Raw genomic sequence first — 24209 nt, 5'->3', positions numbered from 1 at the left:
CGAACCGACCCTCCCGAACCACCCCCAGCAAGCCCATCGGTGGATTCAGGTTTAGTGGCATTGATACGGAACTCAGATCTGATCAAGATCACCGAATCCGTCCAAGCTTGCAGAGACCCCGACGATGACCGGATTCTGGAACTGGCCGTCAACGGAGCCGCGGCATATATCGTCACAGGCGACTCAGACTTGCTAGTTATGAACCCGTTTCGCGGGGTTGCTATCCTGACACCAGCCGAATTGCTCCGGAACAGTCAACCCCAGATCTATGACTAACGTGAACGCTCGGGGCCTCGCGACTGAAGCAAGGCGGTCCTAAAGGGAGCCGAGACTGGTGAATTCACAACCGCGGCCCGCTCGCTCCTGGCGGGACTCGGGTACCGCAGCGACCGCACGCTCCTCGACCACTGCGGCGAAGTCAGCCAATTCATCGAGAGGTACCCAGCCGGACGAGCCATGTATGGCGACACGACCGCTGCGGTGGTGGGCGGCACCGTCCTCTGGATCCGACGGGCTGCCGGAGTGCCGGGGTTACCTGCGGAGGAGGTGGGGTACCGTGACCTTGTATCCGGGCCTAGAGGGGTGGCAACATGAGCAGACTGAAGAAGAAACCCCGCCAGCGCGGCCGGCCTATTACCAAACCGATGCCGGAGCGCATACCGGACACGCCAAGAACGTCCTCAAGGCCCTACTAGCCACCCCGCCTCGAACAAACTGGCGCCACCGGCGCACGACCGGATAGCCGATCTCATGGGCAAGCGCCGCCGCAGGAAAAAGGCTCTCCGCAAGAGACGTAAAGCCTCAAAGCGGGCAGGTAGGGCAGCCGTGCTCAGTGAAGCCGCCTATACCAGTCGTAGAGTCGGCCGAGGCTGCGGCTGCGTCCTCCCAGTTCTAGCCCTAGCCGCACTAAGTGCGATAGGAGCCTGCAGCGCACTGACCTGAGTTTGGCACTCACGTATATAATCCCCATCCGGATCGATCAGATGGGCCGAGGCTGGGTGGTCTACTGATGACCTTCGATCAAGCCGAGACCATTGTCGATGTTCTTCGTCGAGACCTCGCCACCGCTGTGCTGCTAGTCTCGGATTGGGGTCGGAGGGTCCCTCAAGCGACTAAGGGTCAGATTGAGGGACAAATGGCACCGTAAGCACTACTGACTAGGCGTTTTATGCGGTCTCTTAATCCGCAGGTTCCGGGTTCGAGTCCCGGGCGACCCACCTCCGGGACGGTTCCGCAGTTGTCAACAGCGTCCCTCGTCGCGGGTGTGGCGGAACGGTAGACGCGCCAGGTTTAGGTCCTGGTGGGCAATGCCCGTGGGGGTTCGAGTCCCTCCACCCGCACTATCTGGTTCTTAGTCGTCAGTGCTGCATGCGGCTAGCAACTATTGAAACGACACGAACACGGGCACGGGGGTCAGCGCCAGGACCTGGTCGGGGGTGGCGGTGGGGGAGTCCTCGTCGTAGAAGTTCTTCCAACCCCACCAGAATTGGTCTGCGTCTGACTCGAGGGTCAGGGCGTTCCAGGTGCTGTACTTGGCCTCGAGGCTTCCCTGCCCGTCCATCTGGATCAACACCGCCAGCTCGGGCGGCGTCTCGATCAGGGGGCGGTTCGTGATCATCGAGAACCGGAACTGGTGGACGATCAGGAGCTTCTGGGGGAGCGCCTCCTCTCGGACTATCGCCGCCAGCCACTCGACCACCCGGTTGATCTCGGCCGCGTCGACCGTACCGATCTGGCGCAGATGGACCTGGTCGGGCTTCAGCCTCCACTCGGGGTCCAGAGCCAGGCCGACGTGGGGCAGGCGAAGGAACTCCTCGTAGATCTTTGCCTGGGTCAGGAAGTCGGTGCGCCCCGGCTGCAGGTCGAGGACCACGTAGACATCGTTGGCGGCTGCGATCTCGATCCAGGGCCTGATCACATCCCGCGCCGTTTCGGACGAGTAGTCGCCGTCCCGACCGGCGCCGGCCGAGGCGACGGTGGCGATTATCTCGAAGGTGGGAAGCACGATCGAGCCGTCTCCGCCGTATCCCTCCATGATCGACCGGAGCCGCTCGACGCCTTCTTGGGGGCCTTGCTCGCCCAGTACTCCGAGGGCGGAGGTCACAGGATGGCCGTATACGGCCACCAGCCGGCGGCCGTCGCCCTCACCGAACATGAGCAAGCCGCCCCCCGGTATCTCCTCGCTTCGCCGGACCACTTCCAGTTGCCAGGCCGCATCATCCTCCAAGTCCGTGAGCAGGGCCACCGTGCCGGCACCGGCAATCATCTCCCGTTCCGGGGCCGGAAGCGCGCGAAGGTCCCCCTCCACAGCAACCACGCCGACGCCGAGCTGGCTGGCGAGCGCCGCCAACGCGGATGGCATGACCGGATCAACCAGCCAGACGTGGTCATGGTCCGTCGCGCCGGACGGGAAACTCGCATCCCAGTCGACCGCCACCGGCTCGAGGGTGAATCCGGCGAGGGCGTCTCGGAGCAGGCCGGCATTGATTCCTGCGGCCACGATCCGTTCCGGCGCCAGGCGTCCAAGCTCGGTCATCAACCGGTCATCGAACCACTCGCCGACCAGAAGGATGGGACCTCGGATACCGCCCGCCGCCAAGGTGGCTACGGCCCGCGGATTGGTGGCGAAGGCCAGACCTACCTCGTGAGCACAGGTGAAGGTGGCCTGGGAGATCTCGAATCCGGCCAGAACGGGATCGGTCTCGGTGGGACGGAAGCCCTCCGGGATCCGGGGCGAGCAGTCCCGGTCCTCGGCAGGTCCCGGGGATGACGTGGAAGTCGGCTGCGAGGGGGACTCCTCGGATGGAGCCCCCGTGCCGGTAGCCGTCTCAATGGTCGTCCGGGTGACGGGACCGCTGGTCGTCCCCGTAACCGAGTTGGTAACAGGCGAGGCTGTGTCTGTGCCGACACCCCCGACGGTGGTTGCCGGCTCCGCCGGTGAGGTGTGCTCCACGGTGCTGGACGTTGGAGCTTGCTCCGTGGACTCTCCGTCCGATGACCAGAACAACGCGATGACGGCCAGGACGGCGAGCACCGTGACCAGGCCCGCAGCGAAACGGAGAACCCGGTCTCCGCGTGCGCTCGTAGGGTTAGAATCCATTCAACGAGCGCTCCTGAGGGTGCTCGACCGGGCTGTGGCGCAGCTTGGCAGCGCGCCTGCTTTGGGAGCAGGAGGTCGTCGGTTCGAATCCGACCAGCCCGACCTGGACCTCCTTCCGGCAGGCTGTGTGGAGGCTAGCCGTTCGCCCTCCGTTTTTGGCGGACCTGTCCGGCCCGCGGGCGCGTCCCGGCTGGCCGGGTACGGCATGTATCATGGGGAAGACCGGCGGGTGTAGCTCAATGGTAGAGCTCCAGCCTTCCAAGCTGGCGGTGAGGGTTCGATTCCCTTCACCCGCTCTGACGGGTGAGTCCTGGACCGGGCTCCCGCAGAGCGGAGGGCCGTGATGAGCCCCCGTAGCTCAGAGGACAGAGCAGGAGCCTTCTAAGCTCTTGGTCGGAGGTTCGAATCCTTCCGGGGGCGCGCCACGATCGGTACGGATCCGTATCTGGCGAATCCGCATTACAAGGAGCCGGGCGTGATGCCCGGCGCACGGTGGCCGTAGCTCAGCTTGGTTAGAGCGCCTGGTTGTGGTCCAGGAGGTCGGGGGTTCGAATCCCCTCGGTCACCCTGGTGCTGAGTCGTTCGACCCGCGCCATGCCTAGCCCGACTCCTGGGAGTGTCGTGTCATTCACCATCGCTGAAGTGAGCGACTTCGAACGTCGTATCACCCTCCTGCTCGACAGCAGTCGCCTCGAGGCGGCCGAGTCCCGTGCCGCCCGGAGGTTGGCGCGGGACATCCACGTGAACGGATTCCGCCGTGGCAAGGCGCCCCGTCGCATGGTGGAGAGGGTGGTCGGCAGGGAGCGGGTCCGCAACGATGCCATCGAGGACCTGCTCACGGACCGGCTTCCCGCGGTCTGGGAAGGCACGGGACTGACGCCGGCGGTATCGCCGGTGGTGGATGACATCAGGGAGGTCGAAGCGGGTGTCGAGGTCGACCTCTTCGTGAGCCTCTGGCCGACGCTGGCCACTCCACCCGTCTATGAGGGACGGACGGTGGAACTGGAGGTCCCCGAGGAGATCGGCGAGGAAGCAGTCGGGCAACACCTGGATCGCTACAGAGAGCAGTTTGCCGAGTTGGAGACTGTGGAGAGGCCCTGCCGGATAGGTGACTACGTGGCCATCGACCTCAGTTCCTCGCATGAGGGGCGGCCTCTGGAGACGCCTGCGGCCACTGGATTCATGTACGAATTGGGAGTAGAGACGCTCGTCGAGGGCTTGACCGATCACCTCCTGGGCTGCGAGGCAGGCGCGGTGGTCGAGTTCGAGGCGCCGCTGCGCGTCGCGGTCGGCGAGCTGGCCGAAGGCACCGTGATCGGGGTGAGGGTCGTAGTTGACGACGTCATGGAGAAGCTCCTTCCGGATCTTGACGATGAGTGGGTGTCGGACTTCACCGACTTCGACACCGCGAGCGAACTGCGGGAACAGGTCCTCGAGGATCTGGAGGGTGAGCGCCTCGACTCGTTGCGGAGCCAGCTGCGGGGCATCCTCCTGACGGAGCTGGCCGAGGAGATGGAACTGGACATACCGGAAGCCGTCGTCGACGCGTCCGCGGTGCGGATGTTCGAGGACTTCCGCGGGCGTCTCGACAAGCAGGGGTCGACGGTCGAGGAGTACATGGAGGCGACCGGGCAGGATATCGAAGCCGTCTTCGGACAATTCCGTGGCCGGGCCATGGCACAGATACAGGTTGGCGCGTTGCTGGATTCGGTTGCCGAGCACACCGGAATCGAGGTCGGGGACGAGGCAATCCTCGATGCCTACCAGGCTCTCGCTTCGCGAACGGACCAGTCTGCCGAGAGCATTGCCGAGGAGATGGCGGGGAGTGCTCTAGAAAACAGCGTGCGCGGTGATATCCTGCGGACCCGGGCACTGGACATTCTCATGAGAGCCGCGGTGGCTACGGATGGTGATGGGGCCGTGATCGACCTCCGGTTCGATCCGCCCGGCACCCCGGAGGCCGTCGAGGACGAGACCGAGTAAGGAGAGCAGTGAGCGACATCATGCCGCCGATGGGCGCCGTCACGGATCCTCCCGCCACGGGCTACCTGGTACCCACGGTGGTCGAGTCCACCAGCCGGGGGGAGCGGGCCTTCGACATCTATTCCCGCCTGCTAAAGGACCGGATCATCTTTCTCGGCACCCCGATCGACGATGCGGTGGCCAACCTGGTCATGGCCCAACTGCTCCATCTCGAATCGGAGGACCCCGACCGTGATGTCAACCTGTACATCAACTCCCCGGGTGGTTCCATCACCAGCCTGTTCGCCATCTACGACACTATCCAGTACATCAAGCCTGATGTCAGCACCGTGTGCATGGGGATGGCCGCCTCGGCCGCCGCGGTGATCCTGGCCGGAGGCGCCAAGGGGAAGCGGTTCGCCCTCCCGCACGCCCGGGTGATGCTCCACCAGCCGCAGGGAGGGGCTAGCGGGCAAGCCACGGACATCGAGATACAGGCCCGCCTGATCGTCCAGATGCGGGAACAACTCAACCGGATCCTGGCCCGCCACACCGGCCAGGAGTACGAGAAGTTGGCAAAGGACACCGACCGCGACTTCTGGATGCTCGCCGAAGAGGCCAGGGAGTACGGGGAGCACGGAATCGTGGACGCGGTGCTTACCAGCCGAGAACTAGTGGCGGTCGAGGACCTCTGAGGCGTGGCTACCAAGTACGGGGACGGGAGCGACCTGCTCAAATGTAGTTTCTGCGGCCATTCGCAGAAGCAGGTCAAGAAGCTCATCGCCGGGCCCGGGGTCTACATCTGTGACGAGTGCGTCCTGCTCTGCACCGAGATACTCGACGACGACCTCTCCACCAGGGAGTCCGAGCACGACGGGGAGTTGCCCAAGCCGTCCGAGGTGTACGACTTCCTGGACGGCTACGTCATCGGGCAGGATCGAGCGAAGAAGACCCTGGCCGTGGCGGTCTACAACCACTACAAGCGGGTGCGGGCCGGAGCACCCCGCAAGGAAGAGGTGGAGCTCTCCAAGTCCAACATCCTCTTGATCGGCCCTACCGGATGCGGCAAGACGCTCCTGGCCCAAACCCTGGCGCGCATGCTCAACGTGCCATTTGCCATCGCCGACGCGACCGCGCTCACCGAGGCGGGCTACGTGGGAGAGGACGTGGAGAACATCCTGCTCAAGCTGCTGCAGGCCGCCGACTATGACATCAAACGAGCCGAGCAGGGCATCATCTACATCGACGAGGTGGACAAGATCGCCCGCAAGGCCGAGAACCCCTCCATTACCAGGGACGTGTCCGGAGAAGGTGTGCAGCAGGCCCTGCTGAAGATACTGGAGGGGACAGTGGCCTCGGTGCCCCCTCAGGGCGGCCGCAAGCATCCGCATCAGGAGTTCATCCAGATCGATACCACCGACGTGCTGTTCATCTCGGGTGGGGCGTTTGCCGGGCTCGAGGAGGTCATCTCCCGCCGGATCGGCAACAAGGTGGTGGGGTTCGGCGCAGATCTGCGGTCCAGTCCCGACCGGCCCGAGCCGGAGCTGCTTTCGGAGGTAATGCCGGAGGACCTGATCAAGTTCGGCCTGATCCCCGAGTTCATCGGCAGGCTTCCCATGGTGGCCACCGTGAACGCGCTGGACAAGGAGGCTCTCATCCGGATCCTCCAGGAGCCTCGCAACGCCCTCGTGAAGCAGTACGCCCGGATCTTCGAACTCGACGGCGTGGAGTTGGTGTTCGAGGACGATTCCCTCGAGGCGATCGCCGACCTGGCGATGCTGAGGGGTACCGGCGCCCGTGGTCTGCGGGCCATCATGGAGGAAGTACTCCTCGACACCATGTACGAGCTTCCCTCCCGGCCGGACATCGGGCGGGTGCTGGTCGACCGGAGGGTGGTCGAGGAGAAGACCAACCCGACCCTGCTGGCGATCAGTGATATCGAGAAGCGCCGCGAGAAGAGCGCGTAGCCGCCCGGCCGGGGTCGGGTAAGCGCGGCCGATTCCAACCACCGCAATGACTACCAGCCCCTCCGACCCCCTCCAGGGAAGCTACGACCCCCGGCGCGTCGAGGCGCGCTGGTACCCGGTCTGGGAACGGTCGGGCGCCTTCCGCCCCGAGGTCAATCCGGACGGCGAGCCGTTCTGCATTGTCATACCGCCCCCCAACGTGACCGGCGTGCTCCACATCGGGCACGCCCTGGACCACTCGATCCAGGATGCCATCATCCGGCGGAAGCGTATGCAGGGCTACGCCACCCTCTGGCTACCCGGAACCGATCATGCCGGCATCGCCACCCAGATGGTCGTGGAGCGGGAACTCGCCTTGGAGGGTCTTAGCCGTCATTCCATGGGCCGGGAGGCCTTCGTAGAGCAGGTCTGGCAGTGGAAGCGCCAATCGGGGGGCACCATCACCGAGCAGATGCGAGCCCTGGGGGACTCGTGTGACTGGACGAGGGAGCGCTTCACCCTCGACGAGGGTCTGTCCGCCGCAGTGCGGGAGGTGTTCGTGCGCCTGCACGAGAAGGGGTTCATCTACCGCGGCCAACGGATCATCAACTGGTCTCCGGGTCTCATGACCGCCATCTCCGATATCGAGGTGGAGTACAGGGAGGTGGACGGCCAACTCGTCCACATCACCTACCCGTTCGCGGACGGGGATGGTGGGGACGGCATCACCGTCGCCACCACGCGGGCTGAGACCATGCTGGGGGACACCGGTGTGGCCGTCCATCCTGACGATGATCGCTACCGGCATCTGATCGGTCGCACGGTGCGCCTTCCGCTCATGGGGCGGGACCTCCCGGTGGTGGCTGACAAGGCGGTCGACCCGGACTTCGGGACCGGGGCGGTCAAGGTCACTCCGGCCCACGATCCGCTCGACTTCGATATCTCGCTACGGACCGGATTGGCCCCCGTCCAGGTGATCGGTGAGGACGGGAGGATGACCCCGGCCGCCGGCGACTTCGCCGGGCTGGACCGGTTCGAGGCCCGTGAGCAGGTGGTGGAGGCTCTCAGAGCCGGCGGATACCTCGGACGCATCGAGGAGCACCGCCACACGGTGGGCCATTGCTCCCGGAGCGGGGTGCCAATCGAGCCGCTCCTGTCCAGGCAGTGGTTCGTCCGGGTGGCCGAGTTGGTGGGACCGGCGGTGGAGGTGGTGCAGAAGGACCTGGCCAGGTTCGTTCCCAAGCGTTGGGAACGGAACTACTTCCGCTGGATGGAGAACCTCGAGGACTGGTGTATCAGCCGCCAGCTCTGGTGGGGTCACCGGATTCCGGCGTGGTACTGCGAGGCCGATGGCGAGGTGATGGTTGCCACGTCCCGGCCCAGTGCTTGCGTGAAGTGTGGCTCGGAGCGGTTACAACCCGAAGAGGACGTCCTGGACACCTGGTTCAGCTCGGCGCTGTGGCCCTTCAGCACGCTCGGATGGCCGGACCAGACGGACGACCTGGAACGCTTCTATCCCACCGACGTGCTGGTCACCGGCTACGACATCATCTTCTTCTGGGTGGCCCGCATGCTGAAGATGGGCATGCAGTTCGCGGGGGATGTCCCGTTCCGCGAGATCGTCATCCACGGGCTGGTCCGGGCATCCGATGGCCGGAAGATGTCGAAGTCGCTCAACAACATCGTGGACCCCTTCGAGATGATCGAGCAGTACGGCGCCGACGCCCTGCGGCTCAGCCTGCTGCAGTCGGCCTCCCCGGGCCACGACGTGCCCTTCGACGTCAGCTGGGTGGATGCCGCCCGGCGCTTCGGCAACAAGCTGTGGAACGCCACCAGGTTTGCCCTCATCCACGTGCCTCCCGGTTCGGTGCCGCGGGCCGGCGGCTATCCGGAGGACCCGGGCCCCGTCGACCGGTGGGTGCTGGCGCGGTTGGGAGAGGTGGCGGAGCGGTACGATGAGCTGTCCGATGCGCACCGCCTGGCGGATGCCTTCTCGCTCATGTACTCGTTCGCCTGGTCGGAGGTGTTCGACTGGTATCTCGAGATGTCGAAGCCGGTGCTGGCGGCCGGAGGTCCCGAGGCGGCGCCGGTAAGGCAGACCCTGGGTGTGGTCATGCGTGACCTGCTCAAGTTCTTCCATCCGGCCATTCCGTTCGTGACCGAGGAGCTCTACAGCCATCTGGTGTCCGATGACCTGCTCATAGTCTCGTCGTGGCCCGAAGTCCCGCGTTACTCGGCGCCTGGAGGGATGGACACCCTCCAGGATCTGATCACCGCCCTGAGGGGGTCCCGGTCCTACCACGGGTGGGCCGCTCGTGAGGAGCTCGACGCGGTCGTCCATGATCCGGCCGGCGCCTGGGATGACTGGTGGGCGCCCCAGTTGGCCTCCTTGGCGGGAATCAAGGCGCGGGTGGGTGCGCCGCCCGAGAGCCCCGGCTACCTGCGGGTCGCGGCCGGGCCGGTGGAGGCCTACGTGGAGGTCCGCGGTGTCATGGACATCGGGGCCGAGCAGGAGCGGCTGGCACGCCGTCTCCGCAAGGCACGCGCCGAGCTGCAGAAGTCGGAGGCCAAGCTGTCCAACCCGGCCTTCCGCTCCCGCGCCCCTGGGGAGGTCGTGGCCAAGGAGGAGCAGAAGGCGGACGCTTCCAGAGCCCTGATCGATCGGTTGGTGGCTCAGCTCGAGGCGCTCGGAGACGTGGTTGCCTAGCCGGCATGCCGGCCGGGATGCCGGTCCGCACCCGGCCAACCCCTTGAGCGGATGAACTACGACGGAGCCGTCGCGTATCTCGATCGGCACATCGAGTTGGGGTGGAAGCCGGGACTCGAGCGGATACACCGGCTGCTGGAGATGATGGGATCCCCCCACCTCCGCAGCCCGGCCATCCACGTCACCGGGACCAACGGCAAGACGACGGTTACCACGGTTGCGGCCTCCGTGCTGGATGCCATGGGTCTCAAGTCGGGTACGTTCACGTCCCCACATCTCGAGCGGGTGGAGGAACGGTTCAAGGTGGCCGGGGAGATGGCGACGCCGGAGCAGTTAGCGCGGGCCGTTACGGATGTCGCCCCGTTCGTGGATCTGCTGGAGGCCGAGACCGGCGAGCGGGCCACCTACTTCGAGCTGACCACTGCCGCTGCCTTTACCCTCTTCGCCAACGAGGCAGTGGACGTGGCCGTGGTCGAGGTGGGGATGGGGGGGCGCCTCGACGCCACCAACGTCTTGGAGAGCCAGGTGGCGGTCCTGACGGGTGTCTCGATGGATCACGCCGAGTACCTGGGGACCACCGAGTTGGAGATAGCCCGGGAGAAGCTGGCCATCCTCAAGGCCGGTGGGGTGTTGGTGACGGGGGACCTGCCCGACGAGGTGGACCCGGCGGCTGATCGGAGAGCGGACGAAGTGGGCGCGGTGCGCCGGACGGTGGACCGGGACTTCCGGATCGAAGACCTGCGCATGTCGGTGGGCGGCTGGTCGTACGATCTCGACGGGATCTACGAGCAGTACGACGACCTTTACCTCCCCCTCCACGGTCGCCACCAGGCAGGCAACGCGGCGGTGGCCGTTGCTGCGGTTGAGGAACTGTTCGGGCGTGCCCTGCCATCCGAGGCGGTCCGGGAAGGCCTGGCCCGCACCCGGGTACCGGCCAGGGTGGAAGTCGTGGGCCGGGCGCCACTCGTGGTGCTTGACGGCGCCCACAACCCGGAGGCGACCGGCGCGCTGGCTCGGACACTACGGGAGGAGATGCCGGCGGCAGGCTGGACTCTCGTGGTCGGCGCCTTCCGGGACAAGGACATCCACGCCATGCTGGCGCCGTTCGCGGGGCTGGCCGGTCAGGCCATCGCCACCGCGGTGGACCATGAGCGAGCCGCCGAGCCCAGCGATCTGGTGGTGGCCCTGGAGAGGGTGCTGCCGGACATCCCGGTCACCTGGGTGAGGCCCGTAAGCGCCGCCGTCGAGCTGGCCAAGGAGTGGAGCGGAGGGGAGGGCGCCGTTCTGGTGACAGGCTCGTTCTATGTGGCAGGTGAGGCCCGGACCGTTCTAGTTGCTAGTTGCTAGTTGCTAGTTGCTAGTTTATATTGGATTAGACCGACCACTGACCACTGACCACCGGATGGTCGCCGGTCTTCAGTGCCACCAGAGACTACCGACTGGAAACTATGAAAGGGCAGGCACAGCGATGGCCCACGAAGACACCTTCGTAATGGTGAAGCCCGACGGGGTGCGCCGCCGCCTGGTAGGTGAGGTGCTCTCCAGGTTCGAAGCCAAGGGACTCGACCTGCATCGCCTCGAGATGGTCCTGCCCGACCGCGCCACGGCGACCGCGCACTACGCGGAGCACGAGGGGAAGCCCTTCTACGACGGCCTGATCGACTTCATCGCCTCCGGTCCGGTGGTCGTGATGCATTGGTCGGGCGAGTCGGCCGTCACGGTGGCTCGAGCCTTGGTGGGAGCGACCGATCCCGCCGTGGCCCTTCCCGGCACCATCCGCGGCGATTTCGGCCTGGAGGTGGGGGAGAACATCGTCCATGGATCCGACAGCCCGGCGAGCGCCGCTCGTGAGCTCGGGCTCTGGTTCGGCTGATGGCAACAGAGCGCAGACCAGGCCGGGTGTCCGTTGAGCCCGTCCATAGGGTAGAGTTGGCCCGAGAACAGCGACAGGGACCCTTCATCGATGCCAGATAACCCGTTCGTCGTTGCCGGCCAGGACATGGCTGTCGATCTGGGTACAGCCAACACCCTTGTATACGTCCGTAACCAGGGCGTCCTGCTCAACGAGCCCTCGGTCGTGGCGATCAACACCAACACCAACGAGGCCCTGGCCGTGGGTATGGACGCCAAGCGCATGATCGGTCGTACCCCCTCCCACGTGAAGGCGATCCGGCCTCTCCGGGACGGCGTGATCGCCGACTTCGACATCACCGAGCGCATGCTCCGTTACTTCATCAAGAAGGTACACCGCCGCCGCTGGGCCAAGCCGAGGATCGTGATCTGCGTCCCGTCCGGCATCACCGGGGTGGAGCGGCGGGCTGTGGAAGAGGCGGCCTACCACGCCGGCGCCCGCAACGCCTTCACCATCGATGAGCCGATGGCGGCGGCCATCGGATGCGGATTGCCCGTCAACGAGCCCACCGGGTCGATGGTGGTCGATATCGGGGGAGGGACCACCGAGGTGGCGGTCATCGCCATGGGCGGCATCGTGGTGTCGAAGAGCGTCCGCGTGGGTGGCGACGACATGGACGAGCGGATCGTCGAATGGGTGAAGAAGGAGCACAACCTCCTCCTGGGCCTGCGCACCGCGGAGCAGATCAAGATGGCGATCGGATCGGCCTATCCGTATCACAACGAGCCGAGCGCCGAGGTGAAGGGCCGGGACTTGGTGGCCGGTTTGCCCAAGACCGTGCTGCTCACCGCCTCCGAGGTAAGGGCGGCCATCCAGGAGCCGCTGTCCATGATGATCGATGCGGTCCGGTACACGCTGGACAACACCCCGCCGGAGTTGGCCGCCGACCTGATGAACGTGGGCATCACGATCACGGGCGGCGGAGCCCTGCTCAAGGTACTGCATCACCGGTTGGCGTTCGAGACCGGCTTGCGGGTCGAGATCGCGGAACGGCCCCTCCAGTCGGTGGTGGTCGGATCCGGCCGATGCCTGGAACAGTTCGACGTCCTGCAGGGAGTCCTCGAGTCATCCGGCCGATTCTGAGTGGTTCCAGGTCCGGGAGCCGGATCCGCCGGATGATGAAATGAAGGGTCAGGGAAATCTCCGCTCCGCCAAGACTCTCGAGTGCCGGTAGACAACACCGCCAGCGCGCCGGAGGCAGAGGGAGGAGGGTCGCCCCGACCGATCGGTCCGCCTACGTCACGATCGCCCTACTCGTAGTCTCACTCACCCTCATGACTCTTGACATCCGGGCGTCGAGAGGTGGTTTCGGGGCCGACCTTCGCAGCACCGTACAAGTGGTGATGGCGCCGCTCCAAGCGGCTGTGAACGCAGTGGTGACGCCGGTGGTGAGCTTCTCCGACGGCCTGTCCAACCTGGCCGGGCTCCGTGAGGAGAACCAGCGCCTCCGGGACCGGATCGAGTCCCTGGAACGGGAAGCGGCTCAGGTCGGTCATCTCGAGTCCCAGGTGTCCGAGTTGGAGACGCTGCTGGCGCTGCGGCTCGGCGAGGACCTGTACCAACTCTCGGTCTCGGCTGAGGTCACGGCCCGCGGGGGGACCCTCGACCCGACCCTGACCATCGACCGCGGTACCGGTGACGGGGTCCATACCGGCCAGCCGGTGGCGGACGGGCAGGGAGCGCTGATCGGCCTGGTGTCCGAGGCGGGTGAGGCCGCGGCCAGTGTCATTCCGATCACGTCGCGCCGGGCGCCTGCGGTCACCGTGCGCCTACCCGACGGACAGCGTGGTGTGGTGACGGGACAGGGCGCCGGAGCGCTGGAACTCTCCATCCTCGAGGCATCGGATCCGCTGGAGGGTGGCGAGCTGCTGGTGACCTTCGGGCCCTACGGAGACTCCAACGCCTACCCGAAGGACCTGGATGTCGGCATCGTGGCCGAGGCGGCGGACCCGCAGTTCGGGACCATCAGGGTCCGGGTGGAGCCGACGGGTGATCTCCAACGCCTGGAGTACGTGGCGGTCATCCCCTGGCCTCCCGCGCCCCAGCTCCGGGCCGGCGAAGCGGATGGGGGAGCGTGAATGGAGGGTCTGCGGTTCTTGCTCTCCCTGCTGCTGGTGATGGCGGCGGCCCTCGTCCAGACGAGCGTGTTCCACAGTATCAGGCCCCTTGGTGCCAGCCCCGACGTCGTCCTGTTGATCGTGGTGGTCGGCGCGATATGGCTCAAGCCCGAGGCGGCCGTCCTGTTGGGCTTCCTGGGCGGGCTGTTGCTGGACGTGCTCGGATCGGCGCCCCTGGGTCTGAGTGGGCTTGCGTTCACGGTCGGCTCCTACATCACGGTGCGGAGCCGGGATCGCTTCGACTACGGGCTCCCGGTCGGCGTGATGACCGTCGGCGGGATCACGTTGGTGACGCTGGTCACCAACGCCCTCATAGGCACCCTGTTCGGAGAGGGCACGCTGGGCAACCCCGACATCATCAGGACACTGCTGCTGGTGCCGATCTACAACATGGTGTTCGCGCTGGGCGTTCTCCCGCTGGCCGACAGGTTGTTCTCGTGGGTCGCCGGACCGCGCCGTAGCCGGATGCGACGCCGCATATGAGCGACACGAGGCGGCCCGACGGTCGCGAGCAGGTGACGAACAGTTGGCGGGTGGGCATCCTGGCCCTGCTGTTCACGGGGGCGTTGTCGATCCTGTTCTTCCGGCTGTGGTTCGTGCAGCTGGCCGCAGGCCCGGAGTGGCTTGTGGAGGCCGACCAGAACATCGTCAGCAGCGAGTCGATCGCGGCGCCACGGGGTGACATTGTCGACCGGAACGGCATGGTGCTGGCCACTTCCGTACCGGGTCTCATCATCGAGATCGATCGGTCGCTCCTCCCGATCGAGGTCGAGGACGACGTACTCCAGCGACTGGCGGCCATCCTCGAGCTGTCGCCTGTCGAGGTGCGCCAGGCGGTGGAGCGAACCGGGTCAGGCGAGGTGGCCGCCCTGCCCGAGTTCGAGATCGACGCCGACACGGCCTATCTGATAATGGAGCAGCGAGCCACCCTGCCGGGTGTCACGGTTCGCGCCCTGCCCGTTCGCGGGTACACGCAGGGGTCGTTGATGGGTCATGTACTGGGTCACATGGGGTTACCCTCCCCGGGCGATCTCGAGCGACTACCCATAGCCGACACCAACACGCCGATCGGGAAGCTCGGGGTGGAGCGGGAGTACGAGGAGTTCCTGCGAGGGGCACCCGGGAAGCACGTGTACCGGATAAACCCCGAGGGCGCCATTCTCGAGGAGATCGGGACCGTCGATCCGACTCCCGGCGCCACGGTCCGGCTGACCCTTGACGTCGAGGCCCAGGCGGAGGTCGAGAGGATCCTGGTCGAGGCCATCGAGCTGTCCAACGCCCTGAAGGAGACCCGGGAAGAGGAGGGTCCGGCCGAGACGCCACAGCCTACAGAGCGAGCCACAGCCGTGGTGATGGAGGTGAACACGGGCGCCATCCTGGCCATGGCCTCCTATCCGACCTTCGAGCCGCAGGCCTTCGTGGGCGGCATCGATGTCGACTCCTTCGAAGAGTTGTCGGAACGCCAGGCCTTCAACAACCTGGCCATCCAGGGTGTGAAGCCGCCCGCGTCCACCTTCAAGTCCATCACCTACGTGACCGCCATGGAGGAGAACATATTCCCGGACGGAGTGTCCACCCCGGAGGAGACCATCGAGTGCTCTTCGCAGCTGGCGCATGACTTCGGCGACCACTCGCAGCACCTGTGGAGGAACTGGACCTATCCGGAGTCGGACGGGCCGCAGAACCTCCACGATGCCCTCCGGCGATCCTGCAACATCTACTTCTGGGAAGTGGCCCTGTCGATCTGGAGGGTGTACGCCCGGACCGACCGGGAGGGGATAGTGCAGGAATGGGCGCGGGCGGTCGGGATAGGTCGCCCCACCCAGGTCGACCTCCCGTTCGAGCACGAGGGAATCCTGGGCGATCGCCAGCTCTTCGAGGAATGGCGGGAACGGCAGCCGTGGCGGGTACGTGCGGAGGGCTGGCTCGGCGGCGACCTTATGAACATCGTGGTCGGCCAGGGCCCGATCGTTGCCACGCCCCTCCAGATGGCGGTTGCTTACGCCTCGATGCTCAACGGGGGCACCGTCTACCAGCCCAGGGTGACGGACGCCATAGAGACGGCCGACGGGGAGCGCCTGCGAACCCTCGAGCCCCGCGTGCTCCGGTCGGTGGACATCAGCCCGGAGACCGTGGCGTCCCTGAGAACGGACCTGACCTCCGTGGTCCGTTCCGGCACCGCAAGGCGCGCATTCGAGGATCTGGGCGGGTTGGTGGAGGTGGTCGGGGGCAAGACCGGCACCGCGCAGTCGTTCACCGACCAGGAAGGCGTCTTCCACGACTCGACGGCATGGTTCGTCGGCGTGGCGCCGATCGATGCTCCGAGGTGGGTCGTCGCCGTGATGGTGGACGAGGGCGGTTCGGGAGGAGCAGTGGCGGCGCCGGCTGCACGAGCCATATTCCAGTACCTGCTGGGTGCCGGGGTCACACCCCTGGTCGCCGGCGAGGACACGGAGCGGTAACCATGGCGGTGTTGGGGCCTTCCCTGGACGGCGTGGGCGGAATATTCGAGGACCGTCCCAGGCCCACTCCGGACGTCATCGTGTTCGTGTTGATGGCCGCTCTCATGGCCCTGGGCAGCGTGATGGTGTACTCGTCCACGTTCGTCCGGCTTGACGAGGAGACGGGCGATCCCACCTCGGCCATGCGGAGGCAGATGATCTTCGCGGGCGTGGCGCTGGTCACCTACGTGGCGGCCTCGATGATCGACTACCGCCTGTACCGGCGCTTTCCGCTCCTCATCTACGGCATCATGATGATCGCCCTGATCGGCGTCCTGTTCGCCCCTCCCCAAAAAGGCGCTACCCGGTGGATCCCGGTGGGCGCCTTCCAGTTCCAGCCATCCGAGTTCGCCAAGGTTGCCCTGATAGTCGCGCTGGCGAGCTTGCTGACCAGGGGGGCCAGGCGACGTCTGTCGTGGAGGTCCCTCGGGACCGCCCTGCTGATGGCGGCCGCGCCCAGCTTCCTCATCTTCCTACAGCCCGATCTCGGCACCATGCTGGTGGTGGGCTTCATCACCGTGGGCATGCTGTTCGTAGCCGGCTCCAGTATTCGCCAGATGCTGGTCCTGGGGGCTTCCGGGGTCGTCGGCGTGATCGCGGTGTTCCAACTCGACATCCTCAAGTCCTACCAGATCGCCCGGCTTGCCGGCTTCTTCGATCAGGCCTCTGACCTGCAGGGCGTCAACTGGAATCTCTACCAGAGCCAGATCGCCATCGGCTCGGGCCAGCTCGTGGGAAGGGGCTTGTTCCAGGGCACGCAGACCCGTCTGAGCTTCATTCCCTCCCAGACCACCGACTTCATCTTCACGGCGGTGGGGGAGCAGTTCGGCTTCATCGGCGGTTCGGCGGTGATTCTCGCCTACGCCATCCTGATATGGCGCGTGCTGATCGTGGCCGCGGGAGCGCCTAACGCGTTCGGGTCCATGATCGCGGTAGGCATGGCAGCGCTCCTTTCCTTCCATATATTCGTCAACATCGGCATGACGGTCGGCTTGGTTCCGGTCACCGGACTCCCGCTGCCGTTCATGAGCGCCGGTGGTTCGGCCATGATCGCCATGGCGGGCGGGCTGGGGATAGTGAACTCGGTCTGGAGGTCCAGATCGCCGGTCAGCGACCGGCCGGAGGCACGCGATCTCTGAACCGGGTGTTAGTATCCCCGGCGGTGGGTGGCGGCTCGACCGAGCCTGACATCCAGTCGCTCCCTACCGAGCCCGGAAGACCGTTCCTCGTGGGCAAGCATTCTCTCCGGGATGATTGCGGGAAAGCCGCAGTGGCGCTAGGACTTGTGGACCTTCGACCAGGCGTATCCGGAGCGAGCACCAATCCGCTCGCCCTCGAGTGGTTCGGTAAGTCACGGAAACGAACGAGACGTTGCCGGCACGGGAATCGTTTGCCTCCCGTGTCGACCGCGGACCCGCGGGGAGGGCCCGCGCAGGCCGGAACCCACCGGCATACGTAGAAGCAGTAGTCGCACCGACAGGAGAAGGGACCGGAGACCGTGACGGAGCAGCAGACCAGAGGTCCTGCCCGCTCTGGTTGCGCCGCCGTCCGATGGATCTTGGTTTCTGCCCTTGCAGTCGCGTGCGTCCTTTCAGATCAAGGAGACATCCGTAATGCCTTTCTTTCGGCGCAAGACAGCCGAAATAGTTCGCCGCGGAGTCGGCGACGAATCGACCGAAGAACGAACAACCAGAAAGATCAGCGGTAAGACAGTAAAGGTCCGGCGGGTACGAGAACTGCCTGCCAGGCCCAAACAGGCCTCCAGGACCGCCACCAAGCGGAAGAAGAGACAGACCAAGCAGGGGTCGGCCCGCTCCGGGAGCCGCCAGCGGGGTCGCTCGCATTCCCACACAGAGGGAACGGTTCCGCTTCCGGCGGCCGGACGCCGCCAGATGCTGGTCCGGGTCTTACCCCACCAAACCCAGATAGTGGTGCTGGAGGGCTCGCTCCTGGTGGAGCACTACGTCCACCGGTCCGAGAACGAATCGCTGGTCGGCAACATCTACAACGGTGTCGTCCGCAGCGTGCTGCCGGGTCTCGAAGCGGCCTTCGTGGACATCGGTACGGAGAAGAACGGCGTTATCTACGCCGGCGACCTCAATTCGTCCCGGCGCACGCACGGGCGAGGACCGCGCATCGAGCGCCAGCTCAAGCAGGGCGACCACATCATGGTCCAGGTCGACAAGGACCCGATGGGCAGTAAGGGACCGCGGCTCACCAGCCAGATGACCTTGCCCGGTCGGCACCTGGTGCTGTCACCCAAGAACTCCATGCTGGGTATATCCCGTCGCCTGCCCGAGGCGGAGCGCAACCGGCTGCGACTGCTGCTCCAGGCGGAGCGGCCACCCGGCTTCGGTCTCATCGTGCGCACGGCGGCTGCCGGTTCGTCCAGGCGGGAGATCGTGGCTGACATCGCCCGCCTCAAGGCCAAGTGGGCTGAGGTCGAGGAAGCCGCCAAGGGCGCGTCCGCGCCCCGGCTGATCCACGAGGAGCCCAGCCTCCTGATCCGGGTGATCCGCGAGCACTTCACCGGGGACTTCCGGCGCCTGCTGATAGATGATCGCCGGGCCCACGAGGCGGTCCTGAAGTATCTGAAGGAGGTCTCCCCTGAACTGGTCGACAGGGTGCATCTCAGCCAGGACCGCAACCAGAGCCTCTTCAGCCGCTTCCGGGTGGACGACCAGCTCCGCCGGGCGCTCGACCGCAAGGTATGGCTGCCATCAGGGGGACACCTGGTGATTGACCGGACCGAGGCGCTTACGGTCGTTGACGTGAACACCGGCAAGTACGTGGGCGAGGCGAACCTCGAGGACACCGTTCTCCACAACAACCTCGAGGCCGCCGAGGAGATCGGGCGCCAGCTTCGCCTGCGAGACATCGGCGGGATCATCGTCATCGACTTCATAGACATGGAGGTCAAGAAGAACCGCGAGGCGGTTCTAGAGCGGCTCCGGGCGGCGCTCGCTTCGGACAAGACCACCACCCAGGTGCATTCCGTGTCGAGTCTCGGTCTCGTCGAGATGACGCGCAAGAACGTGTCCAGCGGTCTGATAGAATCCTTCTCCGATCCTTGTCCCACCTGTGACGGGCGCGGCCTCGTGCTCCACGAGAAGGCGGCCACCTCGGGGGTTCCGATCAGTCCGGTGGGCGACAAGGTAGCGATGTGAACCGGGGGCCGGGCTGTGGAGAATGTCCGGCTGGGTTACGGTCGAAAGGTTGTATTCCGACATGTACGCGATCATCCGCTCGGGTGGCAAGCAGACCAGGGTGTCCAAGGGCTACGTGATAGACGTGGAGTTGTTGAAGGACGCCGGGGATGAGGTCACCTTCACCCCGTTGCTGGTGGTCGACAACGAGGGCGCTGTGATCACCAGCCGGGAGGATCTCGCCGGAATGCAGGTCAGGGCCCGGGTGCTCGGGAACGTCAAGGGCCGCAAGGTCGAGGTGTTCAAGTACAAGAACAAGTCCGGGTACCGGCGCCGGAAGGGCCATCGCCAGCGGCACACCCGCCTCGAGATAACCCACGTGGGCGCCATCAGTTGAGGAGTCCGAGCTAGTGGTCTGTCTGCGAAACAACCGGGTGCTCTGGCGGCCATCGGCGTCCCGTCGCTGCGTTCCGCTTCCTCAACGTACCGCTGCGGGTACGCCTTCGTCAGCGGGCCTTGCGAGGAACACCGCTGTCTCGCCATACCACACCGCCATTACACAGAAAGACCACTAGAGGAGGCGTGTATGTCCAAGACCAAGGGTGGAGGGTCCACCAAGAACGGCCGTGATTCGCACGCCAAGCGGCTCGGCCCCAAGGTCTTCGATGGTCAGGAGATCAAGGCGGGGACCATCCTGGTCCGACAGAGGGGCACCCGCATCCATCCGGGAGTCAACGTACGCCGTGGGGGCGATGACACGCTCTTCGCGATCGCGCCGGGCACGGTGAAGTACCACCGGCAGGGTGGGCGCCGCCGGGTGAGTGTCCTGACCGACCTTCACTGATCGTCGGGACGTCCGGTAAGGAACGTCCCTGACCGTGGGACGGTGGAATCGTGTTCATCGACCAGGTCCGCGTCCATCTTCGATCCGGTAACGGCGGGGCCGGCGCGGTCTCGTTCCGTCAGGTCGGTCGCCGCCCCAAGGGAAGGCCCGCCGGCGGATCGGGCGGGCGGGGCGGGAGCGTGCTCCTAGCCGTGGACGTGGGAATGTCCACCCTCCAGGACTTCCGCCGGCGGCCCCATCGGGCAGCAGGCCACGGGACCCATGGGGCGTCGGACCTCCGTAACGGGCGCCAGGGCGAGGACCTGGTCGTACCGGTACCCCCCGGCACGGTGGTGATCGACGAAGATGATCGGATCATCGCCGACCTGGTAGCTACAGGCCAGCAGGTCACGGTGCTGGAGGGCGGCCGGGGCGGCCGCGGCAACGCGGCATTGATCTCGCCCGCCAACCGGGCGCCCACCTTCTGCGAGCAGGGCGAGTACGGGACTGAGGCCTGGTTCACCCTGGAGATGAAGCTGGTCGCCGATGCGGCGCTCATCGGATTCCCCAACGCCGGCAAGTCCACCTTGATCTCTCGGGTGTCGGCGGCCCGCCCCAAGATCGCCGACTATCCCTTCACCACGCTGGTCCCCAATCTGGGCGTGGTGATGATCGACGACCGGTCCTTCGTCATGGCCGACGTGCCCGGCCTGGTGGAGGGGGCTGCGGAGGGTAGGGGGCTCGGCCACGAGTTCCTCCGACACTGTGAGCGAGCCCTGGTGTTGGTGTTCCTCCTTGATCCATCGCCACTGCAAGAGCTCTCCCTGGAGCGCCAGTACGAGGTACTCGAGCGCGAGCTTCGCATGCATGACCCAGGTCTGGCCGAGCGGCCTCGGTTGGTGGCCGTCACCAAGCGTGACCTCTTCGTAGAGAGCCCGGTCACCGGGGCGCTGCTCCAACTCGCCCCGGACCTGATCGAGATCAGCTCGGTGGCAGGACAGGGGCTCGACGATCTGGTCCATCGGATTGCCGACGCCGTCGACCTGGCTGCCAGGACGAGCGACCCGGGCGAGGGCTATGTACTGCATCGCCCGCTGGGCGCCACCTTCGAGGTGGACCGCGTGGACGGTGTATGGGTGGTGAACGGTCGCGCCGCGGAACGGGCAGTGGCTCTCAACGACCTGACCCTGTCCGATGCCGCCCTGCTCGCTTCCCGCCGACTTTCCCGCCTCGGGGTGGATGAGTCCCTGCGCCGAGCAGGCGCCCGGGAGGGTGACGAGGTGCGGATCGGCGATCTGGTCTTCGAGTACTCGGAGCCCGACCTTGGATGAGGATGCCGGAAGGCGCCGCGCACCCCCGCCGACGGGGAGTCCGGTAGTCCTGAAGGTCGGTTCGTCGAGCCTCACCCGTGCCGACGGCGCGGTCGACGAGCGGGCCATCGAGCGGGTGATGTGGCAGGTGAGCACCTTCTGGGAAGCCGGCCATCCGGCTGTCCTGGTCTCCTCGGGTGCTGTAGCGGCCGGATCCTCGGCTGTGGGCGGGCGTCCTTCGGACACCACCGGCCTGCAGGTGGCGGCCGCGGTCGGCCAGACGCTGCTGATGTCCCACTACAGCCGGGTGTTCCCCAGCATCGGCCGGACGGTGGGCCAGGTGTTGCTGACCGTGGACGTGCTGGCGATGAGAGCCCAGTATCTCCATGCTCGGCGGACCCTGACCCGCATGCTGGAGCGGGGCATAGTCCCGATCGTCAACGAGAACGATACGGTTGCCATCCACGGCTGGAAGATGGGCGACAACGACCGGCTCGCCGCCATCGTGTCGCACCTGGTGAGCGCCGGGATGCTGGTGCTCCTGACCGACACGGACGGCCTCTACTCGGCCGATCCTCGTACGGGAGAGGGTGAACCGATCCTGACCGTCCGGCACCGGGATCCCATCCTGGACCGGGTGGCCGCGGGAGCGCCCGGACCGGTCGGATCGGGAGGGGTGGGAACCAAGGTGGAGGCGGTGCGGATGGCGGCCTGGTCAGGCATCCCGACCGTCATCGCCAGGTCGGATCGTCCGGGTGTCGTGGACACCATCATCCGGGGCGGGGCGGCGGGTACGTACGTGGTACCCGGTGACACCAAGCTGTCGGCCTGGAAGCTGTGGTTGGCGTTCGGGCAGCAACCGAGCGGCACTCTCCGGATCGATGACGGTGCGGTACGCGCGCTGGCGCGCCGGGGCGGCTCGTTGCTGCCGGTGGGGATCACCGGAATGGAGGGGGAGTTCCCGGCCGGCGCATCCGTGGAGGTTCGGAGCTCCACGGGTGTCCTGGTGGGGAAGGGTCTGGTGACGGCCGACTCGGATCAGATCCGGGATCGGATGGGTAAGCGCACCACGGATACCGGAGTCCCGTCCGAGGTCATCCATCGCGATCGGTTGGTCGTCCTGCTGGACGGCTGACCCCCGGGGCCCGCAGCGGGGCCTTCCTACCGGCGCCAGAGCGACCGGGTGAACAGCAGCAGCACCGGGAAGAGCTCGAGGCGGCCGGCGATCATCAACAGCGAGAGCAACCACTTGCCCGGCCACGTCAGGGCGGAGTAGTTGCCGGTTGGGCCGAACTCACCGAGCGCCGGGCCGAAGTTGCTGAGCGCGCTGGCGGTGGCCGATGCGGCGTCCACGAGGCCGAGTTCGGGCCCGAATATGGCGCCCAGGAAGCCCAGCAGGAAAGTACCTGTCATGAACAGGAACATGAAGAAGAGGAAGAACGACTGGACACTCTGCACGATGGGCTCGTGCACCCGCTTCGAACCGAACCTGATCAAGAAGATCCCGCGAGGGTGGATGAGGCGCCTCAGGTCGGCCGCCGCCGCCCTGACCAGCACACCCATGCGGTAGATCTTGATGCCGCCGGTGGTCGATCCCGCCATACCGCCCAGGAACATCAGGCCGACCACGAACAGTTGGAGAGCCGGTATCCAAGCGCCGAAGTCAGCGGTCGCGTATCCGGTGCCGGTGACCAGGGACATAGATGTGAAGACCGAGTCGCGGATGACGTCGGCTGCAGGCGCCTGCCCCCACAGGCTCAGGATCATGACCAGGCTGGCGACCGCCACGATCCCCGTGAACAACCTGAACTCGGCGTTCTTGAGGTACCGGCCGGGATCCCGCACGGCTCGGAAATGCAGCGCGAATGAGGTTCCGGAGATCAACATGAAGACGATCACCACCCACTGCACGTAGGGGCTGAAACCGTCGATGGAGGTGGCTTCGGTGCTGAACCCGCCGGTGGCCATGTTGGTGAAGGAGTGGTTGATGGCCTGGAAGAGCGTCATGTCCCCCGCCCATAGGAGGAGCATCTCCACCAGCGTCAACAAGGCGTAGATGTACCACAGCCTCTTGGCGGTTTCCCGGAAGCGAGGCGTTAGACGATCGGGTTCGGGCCCGGGCGACTCGGCCCGAGCCAGCTGTACCCCGCCGGTTCCGAGCAGGGGGAGGACGGCCAGCGACAGGACGATCACGCCCATGCCGCCCAGCCACTGGGTGGTGGACCTCCACATGACGATGCCGCGGGGCATTGCGGCCGGATCGGGGATCAAGGTGGCGCCGGTGGTGGTGAAGCCGGACACGGTCTCGAAGAATGCGTCGGTGAGGTTGTCGATGGTTCCGGTCAGCAGGTACGGAAGCACCCCGAAGCAGGCCATGGCGAACCAGGCGAGGCCTACCGTGGCGAACCCCTCCTTGGTGGTGAGGGTCCCGGGACTCCCCATCACCCGCCAGCCGAACAGTCCGGCCAGGATGGTGAGCACCGCCGACAATGTGATCCAGCCGGCAACCTCCTGTTCCCGGTAGATGAGCGCGGTGACGGCCGCCGGAAACATGGCGGTCCCGGCCGCCACCACCACGGCGCCGATCACGTAGGACAGGCGACCGAAGATGGATCCCGGACGGCGAAGACGGAAGGATCGTCCGGGTGAGGTCATGTCCGCCGGTGGTGGTGGCGCCGAGGGCCG

At 66.0% G+C, this 24209-nt stretch carries 19 protein-coding genes and 6 tRNA genes; 23 read left to right on the top strand and 2 right to left on the bottom strand.

Going from position 1 to position 24209, the window contains the following annotated elements; all coding sequences use genetic code 11:
• From OXK16_01355 to OXK16_01345, 3 genes are all read left to right on the top strand, one after another.
• Positions 1–276: putative toxin-antitoxin system toxin component, PIN family (locus OXK16_01355; protein ID MDE0374593.1), on the top strand; the 276-nt coding region annotated here is incomplete at its 5' end.
• An 840-nt stretch (positions 277–1116) separates the two neighbouring features.
• Positions 1117–1217, top strand: a tRNA-Ser gene (locus tag OXK16_01350).
• Between the two features lie 41 nt (positions 1218–1258).
• A tRNA-Leu gene (locus tag OXK16_01345) sits at positions 1259–1340 on the top strand.
• 41 nt (positions 1341–1381) lie between these two features.
• Here OXK16_01345 and OXK16_01340 read toward each other — a convergent pair.
• Positions 1382–3100 (bottom strand): hypothetical protein, encoded by a 1719-nt coding sequence (locus tag OXK16_01340; protein MDE0374592.1) that lies wholly within the window; start codon positions 3098–3100, stop codon positions 1382–1384.
• A gap of 28 nt (positions 3101–3128) precedes the next feature.
• On the opposite strand from OXK16_01340, the gene OXK16_01335 reads away from it, so the two are divergent.
• The 20 genes from OXK16_01335 (at position 3129) to proB (ending at position 22659) form a co-directional block, all read left to right on the top strand.
• Positions 3129–3202: transfer RNA gene (locus OXK16_01335), tRNA-Pro, on the top strand.
• A gap of 123 nt (positions 3203–3325) precedes the next feature.
• Positions 3326–3396: transfer RNA gene (locus OXK16_01330), tRNA-Gly, on the top strand.
• A 51-nt stretch (positions 3397–3447) separates the two neighbouring features.
• Positions 3448–3520 (top strand) — tRNA-Arg (locus OXK16_01325).
• Positions 3521–3592: 72 nt separating this feature from the next.
• A tRNA-His gene (locus OXK16_01320) sits at positions 3593–3667 on the top strand.
• Positions 3668–3721: 54 nt separating this feature from the next.
• Positions 3722–5083 carry a trigger factor gene (gene tig / locus OXK16_01315; GenBank protein MDE0374591.1) on the top strand — a complete coding sequence of 454 codons (1362 nt, stop codon included), beginning with the start codon at positions 3722–3724 and terminating at the stop codon, positions 5081–5083.
• A 29-nt stretch (positions 5084–5112) separates the two neighbouring features.
• Positions 5113–5757 carry an ATP-dependent Clp protease proteolytic subunit gene (locus tag OXK16_01310; GenBank protein MDE0374590.1) on the top strand — a complete coding sequence of 215 codons (645 nt, stop codon included), beginning with the start codon at positions 5113–5115 and terminating at the stop codon, positions 5755–5757.
• 3 nt (positions 5758–5760) lie between these two features.
• Positions 5761–7029 (top strand): ATP-dependent Clp protease ATP-binding subunit ClpX, encoded by a 1269-nt coding sequence (clpX, locus tag OXK16_01305; GenBank protein ID MDE0374589.1) that lies wholly within the window; start codon positions 5761–5763, stop codon positions 7027–7029.
• Between the two features lie 46 nt (positions 7030–7075).
• Positions 7076–9715 (top strand): valine--tRNA ligase, encoded by a 2640-nt coding sequence (locus tag OXK16_01300; GenBank protein ID MDE0374588.1) that lies wholly within the window; start codon positions 7076–7078, stop codon positions 9713–9715.
• Positions 9716–9766: 51 nt separating this feature from the next.
• The gene (locus OXK16_01295) at positions 9767–11062 is read left to right on the top strand and encodes a bifunctional folylpolyglutamate synthase/dihydrofolate synthase (protein ID MDE0374587.1); all 1296 of its coding nucleotides are present in this window, start codon (positions 9767–9769) and stop codon (positions 11060–11062) included.
• Positions 11063–11183: 121 nt separating this feature from the next.
• Positions 11184–11588, top strand: coding sequence for a nucleoside-diphosphate kinase (gene ndk, locus OXK16_01290; protein MDE0374586.1), 405 nt, complete (start codon positions 11184–11186; stop codon positions 11586–11588).
• A 90-nt stretch (positions 11589–11678) separates the two neighbouring features.
• Positions 11679–12710 (top strand): rod shape-determining protein, encoded by a 1032-nt coding sequence (locus tag OXK16_01285; GenBank protein MDE0374585.1) that lies wholly within the window; start codon positions 11679–11681, stop codon positions 12708–12710.
• 191 nt (positions 12711–12901) lie between these two features.
• Positions 12902–13705, top strand: coding sequence for a rod shape-determining protein MreC (locus OXK16_01280; protein MDE0374584.1), 804 nt, complete (start codon positions 12902–12904; stop codon positions 13703–13705).
• The gene (mreD, locus tag OXK16_01275) at positions 13706–14227 is read left to right on the top strand and encodes a rod shape-determining protein MreD (GenBank protein ID MDE0374583.1); all 522 of its coding nucleotides are present in this window, start codon (positions 13706–13708) and stop codon (positions 14225–14227) included. It begins immediately after the preceding gene.
• Positions 14224–16206, top strand: a complete 1983-nt coding sequence (locus tag OXK16_01270) for a penicillin-binding transpeptidase domain-containing protein (protein ID MDE0374582.1) — start codon at positions 14224–14226, stop codon at positions 16204–16206. Before mreD ends, OXK16_01270 begins: the two co-directional genes overlap by 4 nt.
• A 2-nt stretch (positions 16207–16208) precedes the next feature.
• Positions 16209–17384: a rod shape-determining protein RodA gene (rodA, locus tag OXK16_01265; GenBank protein ID MDE0374581.1), complete on the top strand. Its 1176-nt coding sequence runs from the start codon at positions 16209–16211 to the stop codon at positions 17382–17384.
• 474 nt (positions 17385–17858) lie between these two features.
• Positions 17859–19412, top strand: coding sequence for an Rne/Rng family ribonuclease (locus OXK16_01260; protein ID MDE0374580.1), 1554 nt, complete (start codon positions 17859–17861; stop codon positions 19410–19412).
• 61 nt (positions 19413–19473) lie between these two features.
• Positions 19474–19788 (top strand): 50S ribosomal protein L21, encoded by a 315-nt coding sequence (gene rplU, locus OXK16_01255; GenBank protein MDE0374579.1) that lies wholly within the window; start codon positions 19474–19476, stop codon positions 19786–19788.
• 189 nt (positions 19789–19977) lie between these two features.
• Complete coding sequence (gene rpmA / locus OXK16_01250) at positions 19978–20235, top strand: 50S ribosomal protein L27 (GenBank protein MDE0374578.1); 258 nt, start codon at positions 19978–19980, stop codon at positions 20233–20235.
• A 50-nt stretch (positions 20236–20285) separates the two neighbouring features.
• The gene (obgE, locus tag OXK16_01245; protein MDE0374577.1) at positions 20286–21545 is read left to right on the top strand and encodes a GTPase ObgE; all 1260 of its coding nucleotides are present in this window, start codon (positions 20286–20288) and stop codon (positions 21543–21545) included.
• Entirely contained in the window at positions 21538–22659 is a 1122-nt protein-coding gene (gene proB / locus OXK16_01240; protein ID MDE0374576.1) for a glutamate 5-kinase, read from the top strand. Before obgE ends, proB begins: the two co-directional genes overlap by 8 nt.
• Before the next feature lie 26 nt (positions 22660–22685).
• On the opposite strand, the gene OXK16_01235 is transcribed toward proB, so the two are convergent.
• Positions 22686–24179: a TrkH family potassium uptake protein gene (locus OXK16_01235; GenBank protein MDE0374575.1), complete on the bottom strand. Its 1494-nt coding sequence runs from the start codon at positions 24177–24179 to the stop codon at positions 22686–22688.
• Positions 24180–24209 lie beyond the last annotated feature (30 nt).

This window comes from bacterium (assembly GCA_028821235.1).
In the GTDB taxonomy this organism is placed as follows: domain Bacteria; phylum Actinomycetota; class Acidimicrobiia; order Spongiisociales; family Spongiisociaceae; genus Spongiisocius.
This window is presented reverse-complemented; position numbering and strand designations above follow the sequence as displayed.